16 protein-coding genes are annotated in these 16,049 nt (G+C 41.8%); all 16 read left to right on the forward strand.

All coding sequences use genetic code 11. The features are described from left to right. Nucleotides 1–159 precede the first annotated feature (159 nt). The 16 genes from LKD46_RS13755 to LKD46_RS13830 all read left to right on the forward strand — a co-directional run bounded on the left by LKD46_RS13755 (nucleotide 160) and on the right by LKD46_RS13830 (nucleotide 16,020). On the forward strand, nucleotides 160–834 hold the full coding sequence (locus LKD46_RS13755; RefSeq protein ID WP_227574246.1) for a TMEM165/GDT1 family protein: 675 nt from the start codon (nucleotides 160–162) through the stop codon (nucleotides 832–834). An 89-nt stretch (nucleotides 835–923) separates the two neighbouring features. After that, on the forward strand, nucleotides 924–1,181 hold the full coding sequence (gene spoIIID / locus LKD46_RS13760; protein ID WP_021653046.1) for a sporulation transcriptional regulator SpoIIID: 258 nt from the start codon (nucleotides 924–926) through the stop codon (nucleotides 1,179–1,181). Between the two features lie 182 nt (nucleotides 1,182–1,363). Beyond that, nucleotides 1,364–1,768 (forward strand): hypothetical protein, encoded by a 405-nt coding sequence (locus LKD46_RS13765; protein WP_059086631.1) that lies wholly within the window; start codon nucleotides 1,364–1,366, stop codon nucleotides 1,766–1,768. A 524-nt stretch (nucleotides 1,769–2,292) separates the two neighbouring features. Then, a complete protein-coding gene (locus LKD46_RS13770; RefSeq protein WP_227574247.1) occupies nucleotides 2,293–4,833 on the forward strand; it encodes a YfhO family protein in 2,541 nt (846 codons plus the stop codon). A gap of 83 nt (nucleotides 4,834–4,916) precedes the next feature. Next, entirely contained in the window at nucleotides 4,917–5,516 is a 600-nt protein-coding gene (locus tag LKD46_RS13775) for a hypothetical protein (RefSeq protein WP_227574248.1), read from the forward strand. Between the two features lie 81 nt (nucleotides 5,517–5,597). Continuing rightward, the gene (locus LKD46_RS13780) at nucleotides 5,598–6,287 is read left to right on the forward strand and encodes a flavodoxin family protein (protein WP_118515190.1); all 690 of its coding nucleotides are present in this window, start codon (nucleotides 5,598–5,600) and stop codon (nucleotides 6,285–6,287) included. A 228-nt stretch (nucleotides 6,288–6,515) separates the two neighbouring features. After that, nucleotides 6,516–6,935: a 30S ribosomal protein S12 gene (rpsL, locus tag LKD46_RS13785; RefSeq protein WP_015526360.1), complete on the forward strand. Its 420-nt coding sequence runs from the start codon at nucleotides 6,516–6,518 to the stop codon at nucleotides 6,933–6,935. 229 nt (nucleotides 6,936–7,164) lie between these two features. Then, on the forward strand, nucleotides 7,165–7,635 hold the full coding sequence (rpsG, locus tag LKD46_RS13790; RefSeq protein ID WP_059086633.1) for a 30S ribosomal protein S7: 471 nt from the start codon (nucleotides 7,165–7,167) through the stop codon (nucleotides 7,633–7,635). A gap of 18 nt (nucleotides 7,636–7,653) precedes the next feature. Then, nucleotides 7,654–9,777, forward strand: coding sequence for an elongation factor G (fusA, locus tag LKD46_RS13795; RefSeq protein WP_227574249.1), 2,124 nt, complete (start codon nucleotides 7,654–7,656; stop codon nucleotides 9,775–9,777). Nucleotides 9,778–9,903: 126 nt separating this feature from the next. Then, complete coding sequence (gene tuf / locus LKD46_RS13800) at nucleotides 9,904–11,097, forward strand: elongation factor Tu (RefSeq protein ID WP_015526359.1); 1,194 nt, start codon at nucleotides 9,904–9,906, stop codon at nucleotides 11,095–11,097. Between the two features lie 482 nt (nucleotides 11,098–11,579). After that, nucleotides 11,580–12,095 carry a BAR domain-containing protein gene (locus LKD46_RS13805; protein WP_044960623.1) on the forward strand — a complete coding sequence of 172 codons (516 nt, stop codon included), beginning with the start codon at nucleotides 11,580–11,582 and terminating at the stop codon, nucleotides 12,093–12,095. 52 nt (nucleotides 12,096–12,147) lie between these two features. After that, nucleotides 12,148–12,369 (forward strand): hypothetical protein, encoded by a 222-nt coding sequence (locus tag LKD46_RS13810; protein ID WP_044960621.1) that lies wholly within the window; start codon nucleotides 12,148–12,150, stop codon nucleotides 12,367–12,369. 56 nt (nucleotides 12,370–12,425) lie between these two features. Then, on the forward strand, nucleotides 12,426–13,037 hold the full coding sequence (locus LKD46_RS13815) for a class I SAM-dependent methyltransferase (RefSeq protein WP_021650335.1): 612 nt from the start codon (nucleotides 12,426–12,428) through the stop codon (nucleotides 13,035–13,037). Between the two features lie 297 nt (nucleotides 13,038–13,334). Further along, entirely contained in the window at nucleotides 13,335–13,571 is a 237-nt protein-coding gene (locus tag LKD46_RS13820; RefSeq protein ID WP_008400163.1) for a DUF6061 family protein, read from the forward strand. Between the two features lie 464 nt (nucleotides 13,572–14,035). Then, nucleotides 14,036–14,710 (forward strand): response regulator transcription factor, encoded by a 675-nt coding sequence (locus LKD46_RS13825; protein WP_044944580.1) that lies wholly within the window; start codon nucleotides 14,036–14,038, stop codon nucleotides 14,708–14,710. Further along, nucleotides 14,698–16,020 carry a HAMP domain-containing sensor histidine kinase gene (locus tag LKD46_RS13830; protein WP_227574250.1) on the forward strand — a complete coding sequence of 441 codons (1,323 nt, stop codon included), beginning with the start codon at nucleotides 14,698–14,700 and terminating at the stop codon, nucleotides 16,018–16,020. The genes LKD46_RS13825 and LKD46_RS13830 overlap by 13 nt, the downstream gene beginning before the upstream one ends. Nucleotides 16,021–16,049 lie beyond the last annotated feature (29 nt).

Consider the following 16,049-nt stretch of genomic DNA (forward strand, 5'->3'; position numbering starts at 1 on the left):
ATTCGCGTGTAGACGTGGTTTGTCAACATACTGGTGCATGCACCTGGCAAATCTTAAAGAATGAGACTCATGTATATTTTATTTCTGTTACAGAGATAGAGTATACGTGGGTCTTTTTTTATGGCTCCAGAGCGGATGAATATGCAAAGGAGAAGAAAAATGCTGTTATTTATGAAAGTGCTTTTTACCCAGTTTATTGCGGAAATGGGTGACAAAACACAGCTGATGCTGGTGGCAATGACTTCCAGGTTTAAGCTGAAGGATATTTTGCTTGGAACCGGTGTTGCTGTCCTGGTGCTCAACGGACTGGCAGTGCTTGCAGGAGGTATTATCAGTACCGTGGTCCCTACCTGGCTGATCCGTCTGATCGCAGGTGCAGCGTTCCTGTTTTTTGCGGTGACAACGCTGAAGGGTGGCGATGATGAGGAGGAGAATGTTAAGGATCGCAAGATCAAATTTGCACCGCTGTCTGTATTCTGTACATTTTTTGTTGCGGAGCTGGGGGATAAGACACAGCTTACCGCAATTACATTTGGTGCCAATGAGGGACTGAGTTCAGCGGTTGTGGTATGGCTTGCCTGTTCACTGGGACTTTTTGCAGCGGATGTGATCGGACTTCTGATCGGATATCTTCTGAAAAGCAAGGCACCGGAGGGAATCCTCAATATAGTTGCATTTGTTATTTTTTCCATCTTTGGAATCCTGACGCTGAGACAGGGATTTGGCCTTCTGCTTGGGGCGGGCTCTTCTATGATCCTTCCGCTTACCGTAGCGATTACGGTTGTGTTTGTGATCGTCTGTCTTGTGCTTTATAAGCAGGCGAAAAAGAATTAAATTATTATAAGGAGCTTTGCACAGAATAGGGCTCATACCTGAAAAAGCCTCCGCATACACTGTAAAAAAGCGTCTTCGGGGGCTTGGCAGTGAAGGATTATATTGAAGAACGTGCAGTTGAGATCGCAGGATATATTGTTGAAACAAAGGCTACGGTGCGGCAGGCAGCTAAGAAATTCGGGATCAGTAAGAGTACGGTACATAAGGATTGCGTAGAACGCCTGAAAGTGATCAATCCGGCTCTGGCCATAGAAGTTCGCAAGGTACTGGATGTAAACAAGCAGGAGCGACATATCCGGGGAGGTATCGCTACCCGGGAAAAATATCTCCATGCTCACATGCGGTGAACAGGCGGGCCGGGTTAAATGTTGATCATAAAATATCAGTGTCAAGGAGCCGGGTAAACTAAAATATGAATGTCTGTGTTATTATCCGGCTTGCTCTGGTTGACATACCTGATAAGATGTGCGAAGATTTATCATACGATAGAACAGCAAAATAAAGCACATAGGAAAGAGAGGATTTTATCATGCTGAAACAGTTATCCATCTATGCAGAAAATAAAAAGGGTGTTATGCAGAACATTACCGGTATCCTGAAGAACGAGGATATCAACATTCTGGGCTCTGTAACCAATGACAGCGCAGAGTACGGAATCGTACGAATGGTAGTTTCGGAGCCGGATAAGGCAATGGAGGCTCTGATCGCTGCAGGATATCTCTGCCACGTGATCGAGGTGATCGGAGTGGAGGTTGAGGATAAGACCGGAAATCTGAACGATCTGCTTCTTACACTGAAGGACAGTAATGTGAGCGTGGATTATCTGTACCTCTCCTTTAACCGTGATTCCGGCAAGCCGATCATGGTATTCCATACCGAGGATATTATGGAAGTGAGAGCCTGCCTGAAATCCAGAGGCTATACCGTTTTATAAAAACAGAATTTTACCGTGTGGCAGATACTTTTATCCATCTGGTAAATATTAAAAAGTCCTATATTATAAACACGAAATATTAATTTTACAAATGTATATGACCATGCTATCATATACCCATAATAGTTCTTAACCTGTAAACAGCCACCTCAGGATATGTGAATATCCGTATCATACAGGCCGGGAACTAAAAAACTCATCACATAAAGTTAATAATTACACCCATGAAGAAATCTGTGGATCAGCGTACATAGATTCCTTCAGAAAGAAGCTGTTACATCGGCGGAGTTTCTGTGTCTCCAAGGATGTGGCAGCTTTTTTCTTTTACTCTGAAAAAATTCGCAGTAATTTCACAAAAACATGATACAGTAGGAAACATGTTATGATCTGTTTTGTAAAAATGCTCAGGTTTATGAGCATGTGATAAAGTAAGACGCAGATGTTCGATTTACAGAATACAGAGGATCAGAAAAAACGACGAAAAAGAAATGCCTGAAGCTGCTGCAGACAGACGAGGAAATGAAATGAGACCAATAAGAATACAGAAAGCGGAAAAAAATAAAAAAAAGGGAAACAGAGGGGGAATCTATCTTCTGGCATTTCTGTTTCCGGTGCTGATCTTTACGCTGGGCTTTGCACTGAAAGGCGTTTATCCTTTTGGAGAAAATTCGGCGCTGGTGGTAGATGGAGTCCATCAGTATACAGCCTTTTACAGGGAACTTTCAGAGCAGCTTGGAAAGGGAGGGGGATGGACCTGGTCCGCACATGCCATGGGGTATAATTTCTACGGACTGTTCTGCTATTATCTCTGCAGCCCGTTCAGTTTACTGGTACTTTTGTTCATGAAATTTATGTACGTGAACGAGGCCGTAACGGCAGTGATTCTGATCAAGGTGGGGCTGTGCAGCGTATCCATGGCATGGTATGCCGGGAAAAAATATCCAGGTAAAGACTGCATGGCAGTTTCTGTGGGGTGTATGTATGCACTGTCCAATTTTCTGATGGGATATTACAGCAATGTGATGTGGCTGGACTGTATCATGCTCCTGCCGGTTCTGGCATATCTTATTGAACGGCTGGTAAATACCGGAAAGTGGAAAGGGTACTGCCTTGTTCTGGGGTATGGTATCCTGACAAGCTATTACATGGGATTTATGCTGTGCACCTTTGCGGCTCTGTATTATGTGGTACAAATGATTATTCTGGAAAAGGAGAAACGCCCGGAGAAGATCCCACATTCTCTGCTGAAATTTGCCGGAGCCTCCATTGGCGGAGCCGGCCTTGCAGGAATCACGCTGATCCCGGGAATCGTTGCAGTATCCCGGACACCGGCTGCGGCAGAAGCGGGAACCGGCCTTCAGGGTGTCTACGGAGATATCTGGAAACAGCTTGGCGCATTGATGGAAGATTCCATGTCTTTTGTAAAATCCGGGGAGCAGGGAGATGTAAACCTTTACTGCGGATGTGCGGTGCTTCTTTTTGCAGGAATCTATTTCCTGAACAAAGAGATCCGCAGGACAGAAAAGATCATGTTAGGGGCAATGGCTCTTCTGTATTTTGCAGGCTTTCATATCACAGCGCTGAATCTGTTGTTTCACGGAATGCACAAACCGGTGGGGATTCCCAATCGTTTTGCGTTTATTCTCATCTTTCTGCTTTTGAAAATAAGCTGTGATGCCTGGGGAAAACTGGAGAAGGAAAGCGGGAAGAGGATTTTGGCAGGATTTATCCTGGCAGAGATATTTTGTACTGTTGTAGGGCTGAAAAGCGGAAAAGGGTTGGGAACCCTTCTTACAGACGGAGGGATCGCGGCATTTTTTCTTCCGGTGTGGACGGGCAGTTTTCTTTGTGGAAAACTTCCGTCACATCCGTTGGGACGTGTGGAAATCAGGAAGATCGTATCTCTGGTCTTGGCCGTAATGATACTTGCGGAAACCGGAATCCATGGTGTTTTCAGTATCACAGACAACGGAACTGCCAACCGTGATGTTTATGCGGAAAGTGACAGGGAAGTGACCAGTCTTATGAAAAAGACAGGGGCGGATCAGGTAAACTACCGGTCGGCCATTGTAAATCCCCTTGTTCGAAATGAGGAAATGCTGTACCAGCTGAACGGAATCTCCATGTATTCTTCCACGAATACAGAAGAAATGTGGGATTTTGTCCGAAACATGGGATTTGAAAATCTGGAAAATCGTTATCAGTATGCGGGAGCTACCGAGGTGATGGACATGCTGCTGGGAATCCGGTATCTTCTTTGTAGAAATACAAGAACGCTGCATACGGCATATGAAAAGATCGGCGAAAGTGCATCCTTTGATCTGTATGAGAATCCCCGGGCATTGAAAGGGGCATATATGATAAACGATTCTGTAGCGGATTATGCCATGGAAGGAACGGATCCGCTGGAAGTGCAAAACCGGCTTCTCAGCGGGATCGTGGGAAAAAGACTGTACAAAATGCAGACGATAAATTCAGATTCCCTGCTGGCCGGAAGAGCGGTTTTTACAGTGCGGTTGAAAAAAGGAGAGCATGGATATCTCTATATTCCGGGGACGGAGCCGGAGAATGTGACCATTAACGGGCAGAGCCAGACATCGGATTACTGGAACAATAATTTTCTGGATCTTGGAACCTGTCAGTCGGATACCACAGTGCGGGTAACGGCAGACTGTGGCATGGAAGAGGCAGTTCTGGGAACCTATCAGGAATCGGATCTGGATGAGATCTACCGGAAGCTTTCGTCCCAGCAGACAGATCTTTCCGACGGGAAAGGCAGTATATCTGTGAAACAGGATGGGATATTGCTGATACGAAGCTTTTATGATCCGGATATGCAGATATTTGTGGATGGAAAAAAAGTACAGGCAGTAAGTATTCAGGGACTTACAGGCATAAAGCTTTCCAAAGGCAGTCATGAGATCGTTATGAGATATAGCACCCCGGGATTAAAACAGGGAGCAGTTCTTTCTATATTAATGGTTATGATCCTGGGAATTTCCCAGATTGTAGTGGAAAGGCGGAAAAAGACGTGCTATACTTCCAGGAAGGAGCGGAGGCCATAACCGGATAAAAAGGCCGTTTCCGGCTTGCGGGAGCCGGCGGCTTTGAACCTGCAGGAGATGCTGCAGTACAGAAAGGAAAGGCCATGGAAAAACTGTGGAAAAAACTGGAAGCGCAGATGATACAGTCTTACGAAAGTATGGTGCGGGATGATGGAGATGTGACGGCGTGGAATCAGGCGTTTGATACTTTGATGAAAATCGTTGAGAGCGGACGCAGGGAAAAGCACAATTTTGCACCGGAGCTTTTTTGCCTCAGCGGCATGGAAGGGTTTTCTTTTGATCTGAAAATATGGATCAATGATTATCTGGAAACACTGGAACAGGAAGAGGACCAGGCTCAGATGGAAAAAGTCTGCAGAAAGCTTCTGGATCTTTTTGCGTGGAAAGAGGAATCTCCGGCGGATCTGAGATTTCGTCTGGCGTCATCGATGCTGTCCCTGGACAAAAAAGAAGAGGCCGGTGATTTCTGCCGGGAATGGTACCTGCAGGATGAAGATGATCCTACAGCTGCAACGGCGCTGATCTATACCTGGATCGCAGGAGGAAGGCTGAAGGAAGCCCAGAAGATCGTGGACCGCTGGATGGAAAAAGAAGAAGGATATACGGAAGAGAATGCGGAGATTTTCGGAGCGGCGTCTCTTTTAAGGACAGTTTCCGGGAATATATCCGTGGAGAGAAACTGAAAGTTACAGAGGATCGTTGTAAAGAGATCGTGATCAGGCAGGATAGAGATGACGGAGCTGTAAAAATGGGGGATGGGATTTATGAAGATCACAATGGTGCATGGGCAGAACCATAAAGGTTCTACTTATCATATAGGAAAAATGCTGGCAGACAAGCTGGGTGGAGAAGTGACAGAGTTTTTTCTGCCAAAAGATTTCGGGCATTTCTGCATTGGATGTAACCAGTGTATTGTGAAGGATGAGAAGCTTTGCCCATATTATAAAGAACTGAAACCGCTGACAGATGCCATTGACAGCGCAGATGTGATCATTCTTACAAGTCCGGTATATGTTTATCACTGTACCGGTTCCATGAAAGCATGGCTGGATCACTATGGCTACCGATGGATGCTGCACAGGCCAAACCCGGATATGTTTTCCAAACAGGGAGTCTGTATTTCTACCGCAGCAGGTGCCGGAACGAAATGGACCAACAAAGATATGGCAGACAGTATGTTTTTCTGGGGAATGGGAAAGATATACAGGTACGGTACTGCCGTTCATGCCATAAATTATAAATCAATTTCTCCGGAAAAGATGGCGGAGATTGAGAAAGCGACCGATAAGCTGGCAGAAAAAATCCGTAAGAACTATGGCCATGTAAAACCGGTGTTGAAGACCAAAACATATTTCGAGGTGATGCGTAAGCTTGTAAAAAGTGGATGGAATGAAGTGGATGTGGCTTACTGGAAGGAACACGGGTGGACAGAAAAGGCCAGACCATGGAGGTAAAACCGTCATTTTCGCAGGGTTGTGACATCTATGGAGAAAACCGTGTAAAACCCCTGTAAAATCAGCAAAAATTCTTTATAAAACACCTTGACAAGCCCTGTATTTACGGTCTATAATGAGCAAGCGTGCGAATGAAACGTTATATTTTCGCATGCCGTAATTTGTAAATAGCAACCGCAAGGCCCCATGGGAAAGCCCATGGAGAAATAAATCGGGAGGTGAAATGGAATGCCAACATTCAACCAGTTAGTAAGAAAGGGCCGTCAGACAGCTGTTAAGAAATCTACAGCACCGGCTCTGCAGAAAACATACAACTCTTTAAGAAAGAAAGCAGTTGATCAGGCTGCTCCACAGAAACGTGGTGTTTGTACTGCTGTTAAAACAGCTACTCCTAAAAAGCCTAACTCAGCTCTTAGAAAGATCGCCAGAGTTCGTCTTTCCAACGGTATCGAGGTAACAAGTTATATTCCAGGAGAGGGTCACAACCTTCAGGAGCATAGCGTTGTTCTTATCCGTGGAGGAAGAGTTAAGGACTTACCTGGTACAAGATACCACATCATCAGAGGTACTCTTGATACCGCAGGTGTCGCTAACAGAAAACAGGCTCGTTCCAAATACGGAGCTAAGAGACCTAAAGTTAAAAAATAATTTTTGTAGATCAGAAATCTACGCCGCTTCCTGATTGCAGATAATCAGGAGGATTACAAAGATATTATTCATCTAATGTATTACAGCGGAAGACTATAAAGATTTGTACGGTATTCCATATACCCTGTCGGTTGCGGGTTAAATATAGGACCTTACCAGTGCGAACATGCAATAGTTTTACTGCGTGAGTACCGATGATATAATCAATATGATTAAGGAGGGAAGTAACGTGCCACGTAAAGGACATACTCAGAAAAGAGACGTTCTGGCTGACCCGATGTACAATAACAAAGTGGTTACCAAGCTTATCAATAACATTATGTTAGACGGTAAGAAAGGTGTTGCTCAGAAAATTGTATACGGTGCATTCACCAGAGTAGAGGAAAAAGCTGGTAAACCAGCAATTGAAGTATTTGAAGAGGCTATGAACAACATCATGCCAGTTCTCGAGGTAAAAGCAAGACGTATCGGTGGTGCTACTTATCAGGTTCCGATCGAGGTAAGAGCAGACAGACGTCAGGCACTTGCTCTTCGTTGGCTTACAATGTTCTCACGTAAGAGAGGCGAGAAGACAATGGAAGAAAGACTGGCTAATGAGCTTCTGGACGCAATGAACAACACAGGTGCATCCGTTAAGAGAAAAGAAGACATGCACAAGATGGCTGAGGCAAATAAAGCATTTGCTCACTATCGCTTCTAATTCGAGGAGGAAAATTCATTGGCTGGAAAAGAAGGAAGAGAATATCCATTAGAGAGAACCAGAAATATCGGTATCATGGCGCATATCGATGCTGGTAAAACAACTCTTACAGAGCGTATTCTTTATTACACAGGTGTTAACTACAAGATCGGTGATACTCATGAAGGTACAGCGACAATGGACTGGATGGAGCAGGAGCAGGAGCGTGGTATCACAATCACATCCGCTGCTACAACATGTCACTGGACTCTTGAGGAGAACTGCAAACCAAAGCCAGGTGCTCTTGAGCATCGTATCAACATCATTGATACACCAGGACACGTAGACTTCACTGTTGAGGTTGAGCGTTCCCTTCGTGTACTTGATGGTGCTGTCGGCGTTTTCTGTGCTAAGGGTGGTGTTGAGCCGCAGTCAGAGAACGTATGGCGTCAGGCTGATACCTACAATGTACCTCGTATGGCATTCATCAATAAGATGGATATCCTTGGTGCAAACTTCTACGGTGCAGTAGAGCAGATCAAGACTCGTCTTGGTAAAAACGCTATCTGCCTTCAGCTTCCGATCGGAAAAGAGGATGACTTCAAAGGAATCATCGACCTTTTCGAGATGAAAGCATACATCTACAATGATGACAAGGGCGACGATATCTCTATCGTTGATATCCCGGAGGATATGCAGGAAGATGCAGAACTTTATCATACAGAGCTGATCGAGAAGATCTGCGAGCTGGATGATGACCTCATGATGGAGTATCTTGAGGGAGATGAGCCTTCTGTAGACAGACTGAAAGCTGTCCTCAGAAAAGCTACATGTGAGTGTACAGCAGTACCGGTTTGCTGCGGTTCCGCTTACAGAAACAAAGGTGTTCAGAAGCTTCTGGACGCAATCCTTGAGTACATGCCGGCTCCTACAGATATCCCGGCTATCAAGGGTGTTGACCTTGACGGCAACGAAGTTGAGAGACATTCATCTGATGATGAGCCGTTCTCCGCTCTTGCATTCAAGATCATGACTGACCCATTCGTAGGAAAACTTGCTTATTTCCGTGTTTATTCAGGAACAATGAACTCCGGTTCTTATGTACTGAATGCCACAAAAGATAAAAAAGAGCGTGTTGGACGTATCCTTCAGATGCACGCTAACAAACGTATGGAGCTGGATAAGGTTTACTCCGGTGATATCGCTGCAGCGATCGGATTCAAATTCACTACAACAGGTGATACAATCTGTGACGAGCAGCATCCGGTAATCCTTGAGTCCATGGAGTTCCCGGAGCCAGTTATTGAGCTCGCGATCGAGCCTAAGACAAAAGCTGGACAGGGCAAACTTGGTGAGGCACTTGCTAAGCTTGCTGAGGAGGACCCGACATTCCGTGCTCATACAGATCAGGAAACAGGACAGACCATTATCGCTGGTATGGGTGAGCTTCACCTGGATATCATCGTTGACCGTCTTCTTCGTGAGTTCAAGGTTGAGGCTAACGTTGGTGCACCTCAGGTTGCTTACAAAGAGACAATCACCAAGTCTGTTGATGTAGACAGCAAGTATGCTAAACAGTCTGGTGGTCGTGGACAGTATGGTCACTGTAAAGTTAAATTCGAGCCTATGGATGCCAACGGAGAAGAGCTGTACAAGTTCGAGTCCACAGTTGTTGGTGGTGCTATTCCGAAGGAATACATCCCGGCAGTTGGCGAAGGTATCGAGGAAGCTATGAAAGCTGGTATCCTCGGAGGATTCCCGGTAGTTGGTGTACATGCAAATGTATACGATGGTTCTTACCATGAAGTCGATTCTTCTGAGATGGCATTCCACATTGCAGGTTCTCTTGCATTCAAGGATGCTATGCAGAAAGCAGCTCCGATTCTTCTTGAGCCAATCATGAAGGTCGAAGTTACTACACCAGAGGATTACATGGGTGACGTTATCGGTGATATCAACTCCCGTCGTGGACGTATCGAGGGTATGGAAGATATCGGCGGCGGTAAGATGATCCGTGGATATGTTCCGCTTTCCGAGATGTTCGGATATGCTACAGACCTTCGTTCCAGAACACAGGGACGTGGTAACTACTCTATGTTCTTCGAGAAATATGAGCAGGTTCCGAAGTCTGTACAGGAGAAGATCCTTTCCAAAAAGGACTGATCTGATATAAAATAATAAAATGCTTGCAAATAACCTTGGTTTGCAATATAATCAAGGTTAGCAAGTTTAAATCTGAAAAAATGCTCTAATTTTGATAGAGCCAAGTTTTAAGGAGGACATTTTAAAATGGCAAAGGCTAAGTTTGAGAGAACAAAACCGCATTGTAACATTGGTACCATCGGACACGTTGACCATGGTAAAACAACATTAACAGCAGCTATCACTAAAGTTCTTGCAGAGAGAGTTCCAGGAAACGTAGTAGAGAACTTTGAGGATATCGATAAAGCTCCAGAGGAAAGAGAGCGTGGTATCACAATTTCTACAGCTCACGTTGAGTATCAGACAGAGCGTAGACATTACGCACACGTTGACTGCCCAGGACATGCTGACTACGTTAAGAACATGATCACAGGTGCAGCTCAGATGGATGGTGCTATCCTTGTTGTTGCTGCTACAGACGGTGTTATGGCTCAGACTAAAGAGCATATCCTTCTTTCCCGTCAGGTAGGTGTTCCTTACATCGTTGTATTCATGAACAAATGTGATATGGTAGACGATGAGGAGCTTCTTGAGCTCGTAGAGATGGAGATCCGTGATCTTCTTTCCGAGTATGACTTCCCAGGAGATGACATTCCGGTTATCCAGGGTTCTGCTCTTAAAGCTCTTGAGGATCCGGCTGGCCCATGGGGAGACAAGATCATGGAGCTTATGGATGCTGTTGATGAGTACATTCCGGACCCACAGCGTGACACAGATAAACCGTTCGTAATGCCTGTAGAGGACGTATTCTCCATCACAGGACGTGGTACAGTTGCAACTGGTAGAGTTGAGGCTGGTGTTCTTCACGTATCTGAGGAAGTTGAGATCGTTGGTATCAAAGAGGAGACTCGTAAAGTTGTTGTAACTGGTATCGAGATGTTCCGTAAACTTCTTGATGAGGCTCAGGCTGGTGATAACATCGGAGCACTTCTTCGTGGTGTTCAGAGAAACGAGATCGAGCGTGGACAGGTTCTTGCTAAACCAGGAACACTTACATGCCATACAAAATTCACAGCTCAGGTTTACGTTCTGACTAAAGACGAGGGTGGCCGTCATACACCATTCTTCAACAACTATCGTCCGCAGTTCTATTTCAGAACAACAGACGTAACAGGTGTTTGCAACCTTCCAGAGGGAACAGAGATGTGCATGCCTGGAGATAACATCGAGATGACAATCGAGCTGATTCATCCGATCGCTATGAGCCAGGGTCTTACATTTGCTATCCGTGAAGGTGGACGTACTGTAGGATCAGGACGTGTTGCTACAATCATCGAGTAATCGTTAATTAGTATAACATCCTAATTTAATATATATTGAGTACCGCAAGGTACATTGTGTCCAAACGTAAGATACCCCGGAACCGTAAGGTTTCCGGGGTTTTTCTGTTGGGTGGAAAGTAAAATCATCTATGAATTTTCAATGCGGAGATTAAAGGAAATTTATCAATAAGACTAAGTAAAGATAAATTTAAAATTGAAAAATAAGACCAGCGGTGCCAAAACGGTGCCAAAAAACTCCTGCGAATGTTTGCTATTCACAGGAGTAATTTTTTACCAGCCTTTGATCTGTTTGATCTGTTCAGCACGTTTTGGATCACGATGATATTGTAGTTTCAGACGAATTGTTTCCACAATATCCAGCTTTTAAAAGATGACAAGGAGCAGGCAGTTAAAGATAAAGAGGAAGCTGAGAAGCGTGCGGAAAAAGCCGAGAAAGATCTGCATAGCCTGGAAGAACGCAGAGAACGGTTACAGCCGGTAATGGATAATGTCAGCAAAGAAATAAAGGAATATGGAACAGTGAAAACTCTACTTCCAGAAGCTGGTGCATTGGAACGTGCAACAACCTACCGGGATAAGAAAATAAAACCACTGTTTACTCAGGTGAAAAATAAAATTGCTGCGATGGCTGCACAGGTTAAAGAACTTGCCGAAGAAGTAGAAAAATGGAAACACAAATATCAGAAAACAAAGCAAGCATATAACCAAATACAAAGAGAGTTAGATGCAGTGCGTGAAGAAAAAGAGCAGTTATTTGATGAAAAACAACAATTGCAGGATGTTTCTGATAGATATGACCGGGTAGTGCGTGTTCTTGGAGAAAATGCTGTAGATGATGCGGTACAACAGGATATACAGGAGCAGAAGGCATTAGAAGAAAAGCGACAAATGGAGCAAATGCCAACAGGAAGTATTCACGAAAGACTTGCCTGGGGAGCCAGAAAGAGCAGTCGGAAGGCTGCTCTTTGGCAATCTAAGAATAGAGTTTTGGGATAGAATATGATAAAATGTAAGAGATAAATCGGTATTTAACGAGGAGGTAATGATTATGAGTAGAAATATAAAAGGTGGTTTTTTAACATTAAGTAGTGTTGTTGGTATTGTAGGAATGATAATAGCGGCAATGCAAAATCCAGCAACTGCATGGGTAACGCCACCTGGAAGAATGATTATAAGTATTTTAGAAAATGGATTATTGATTCCTACGGTTTTATTCCTTGTTCTTTTTATTTATGGATTGTATATTCTCCTAACGGAGAAAAACGATTGAGCAATACCGGTTTGTCGAATTAAGAAAACCGGTATTTGTGGAGGAGGAATTCTGTAATGAGATTTTTTGAAAATACCCGTAAGCCACAAGGCTTCGGCGGAAAATTGATGACGAAGATGATGAACAGCGGTCACGCCAAATTATCGCAATGGGGATTCTCAAATATCTCCACGAAGTCTGATGCTGAAGTTCTTGACGTCGGCTGTGGCGGCGGAGCAAATATTGCGGTCTGGCTTGATAGATGTAGAAATGGCCACGTGACAGGAATGGATTATTCTGAGGTTAGTGTGGCAAAATCTCAAAAATTGAACGCCCTCGCCATTAAACAAGGGAAATGTAATGTAGTTCAAGGAGATGTATCTGCTATACCCTTTTCTGACGCGACTTTTGATTATGTTTCTGCCTTCGAAACAGTTTACTTTTGGCCAGGATTAGTAAAATGCTTTTCCGAGGTCAACCGTGTGCTGAAAAGCGAAGGCATATTCCTGATTTGTAACGAGAGTGACGGAACGAATGCCGCAGATGAAAAATGGACAAAGATGATCAATGGTATGAAGATTTACACATCTAAACAACTTGTTGCCGCTTTGAAAGAAGCGGGTTTTACAGAGATCAAAACGTATTCAAATGCAAAAAATCATTGGATAAGTATTGTTGCAACGAAATAGCCAAATTCCAGTTGATATTTCACTTATTTTAGGAAATTTAATAACTGTTATATTTGATTATCAAATTCCTCACAAACCCTTGAAAATACTAAGTTTGTAGCAAGTGAACTTTCCCTTACTCTTTCCCTTGTATTATATTCTCTCATTGGTTTTCATGAACCTTAATATGGGAAAAATTAAGGGAAAGAAAAATTCGTACATAGTATAACATATAACAATAACGACATGGTGAACTGAATGAAATGTTTTCGATATTTAACTCTGTAAATGATTATTAAAAAATGGAGATAAGATACAATGAGAACAATTTATGCAGAATACAACATAAACCACGATAGTATTGATGTTTACACAAGTGCCGGATATATGCTTCGCATTAATTGTTGGGAAGCTGAAAAAAATTTAAAAACCACATATGGATCAGAATGTGCGCTTACTTCATTGGCTGTGGATGAGCCTTTGGAATATGCAAGATTATATCTTGATGGCAATTTACAGATGTGGGTGGATGCAGAAGATTCACTTGAATTATAGGCAATTTAAACAAAAGTTTATATCTGATTTTCGATTATCCATATGAACACTTTACTTTCAAGCATTTTGAGAAATATAGAAAAACGCTAATTTTACCACTAATAAATGAGCCTTGATATGACACTAAAAACAATATGGGAGATAGCACAATATCTGTGTATCTCCCGTTTTTCATTTTTGTAATATAATTACTTCACTCTAATTTTTATATTTTCTTATTTTTCAATAATCATAGGACTTATTTCTAAATCTGCCATAGACTGCTTTGTTTGGTATGGCTTTCGGGATATGATTACACACATCATAGTGTGGATAGTAATAGAGCATAAAACATGTAGAGTAAGGTTGCTACAACTCATATTGCCATATATAATAACTAATGACATCGAAAATTAAAGAAATTGATTAGAAATAGATTTTTGTTTGATAATCTTAAATCAGATATTCACAATGGAGGCATATTTATGGCGCAGAGTATTTTAATTGTAGACGATGAAAAAGAAATTGTATCAATGCTGTATTGCTATTTCAGCAAACTTGGATATACGGTATATACTGCAACAGCAGGAAATGCTGCATTAAAAGAAGTAGAAAAAAAACCTGACATTATTTTGTTAGATGTCAATATGCCAGATATAGATGGATTTACTGTTTGCGAAAGGATACGGGATTATGTTTCATGCCCTATAATTTTTTTAACAGCACGCATTGAAGATAGTGATAAAATAAAAGGATTTTCTATTGGCGCAGACGACTATGTAATAAAACCATTTTCTGTTGATGAATTAGAAGCTCGCATTGCAGCACATCTTCGCAGAGAAAAAAGACACAATATATCTTCAAAGGTGCAATTTGATGAAGATATGGTTATAGATTATTCCTCACGTATTGTGTTTTATCATAATAAGGATATGGCTTTTACCAAAAAGGAATTTGATATAATATCTTTCCTTTCGCAAAACAAAGGAATTGTTTTTGACCGGGAAACTATTTATGAAAAAGTTTGGGGATTAGACGGCATTGGTGATAATACAGTTGTTACAGAACATATCAGACGTATTAGGGCAAAATTTTTATCTTTAGGCGATAGACCTTACATTGAAACTGTTTGGGGGTGCGGATATAGATGGAAAAATTAAAGAGAAGCAGATTGTTCAATCGGTTAAATAGCATGAGTATTAGAATGACCTTTGTTCTTTATGCTTTGTTTTCGTTGTTGATTGGAATAATTATTTGTATACTTTTAATTTCAATGGTTGACAGATACAGAATAAATTTAAACTATAAGTATGAAAATCTGTCAACGAGGTATGATATACCGGAAAATGGCTCATTTACCGCCACTTATAGTAATGACCAAACAAAATACACAATATTTGACACGAAAGGAAACGAGATATGCAAGTTCAATGTTGATTATCAAAAAGAACGCCCAGTACACGAATATGTCTATCCGAACCATGTTTCATATATCGAAGTTTTACCTAATTTTACAAACCGGGATAGGCTTATTGACAGTGCTTTAGGTTCATTAAATATTGCAATTATTCCTATCGTATTATCTATTAGTATGATATGTTGTGTAACATTTTTTTATAAAAAAAAATTATCGAAACCTATTAAGCTATTAACTAATGCGTATCATAAAATTGAAGCAAATGACTTAGATTTTACGTTATCATATCCATTAAATGATGAAATGGGGAAACTTTGTCATGCCTTTGAAAAAATGAAAGACTGTTTGTCGAAAAATAATGAAACTATGTTTCGACAATTTGCTGAACAGCGCCGTCTAAATGCTGCTTTTTCGCATGACTTACGCACTCCTTTGACTTTACTAAAGGGTCATGCTACTATGCTGCTTTCCTTTATTCCCAAAGGCTTAGTATCACAACAAGAAATATTAGATGAAATATCAGTAATGTCAAAAAATATTTCACGTCTTGAAAAATATGTAAATGCTATGACGAACTTATACAGGTTAGAGGATATTGATATTCCACGACAACAGATTACATTTCATTCACTTATTGATAATTTTAATAACACAGCAGAAGCACTTTGTTATGACAAACATTTTTCAATTACTACAAGCGGTAATAATATAACCTTGTTTATCAATTTAGATACAGTCATGCAGATTTATGAAAACTTACTCTCTAATAGTATTAGATACGCAAAAAGTGATATTGCTATTAGCGTAGTAATAGAGAATGATAATTTAGTTATATCTGTTTCAGACGATGGTTGCGGGTTTAAAAATATTGATATTGAAAAGGCGACATTACCATTTTATAAATCATCGAAAGATATAGCTACTGAACATTTGGGGTTAGGGCTGAATATTAGTAAGATTTTAAGTGAAAGACATGGCGGAAATATCCAAATTGCTAATAATAAAGCAGGGGGAGCATGTGTTATAGTGAAAATAAATTGCAATGAAAGTTGATTGAAAATAGACATTTTATTGCTATTATA

It is taken from the genome of Blautia fusiformis, assembly GCF_020686995.1.
GTDB lineage: Bacteria > Bacillota > Clostridia > Lachnospirales > Lachnospiraceae > Blautia_A > Blautia_A fusiformis.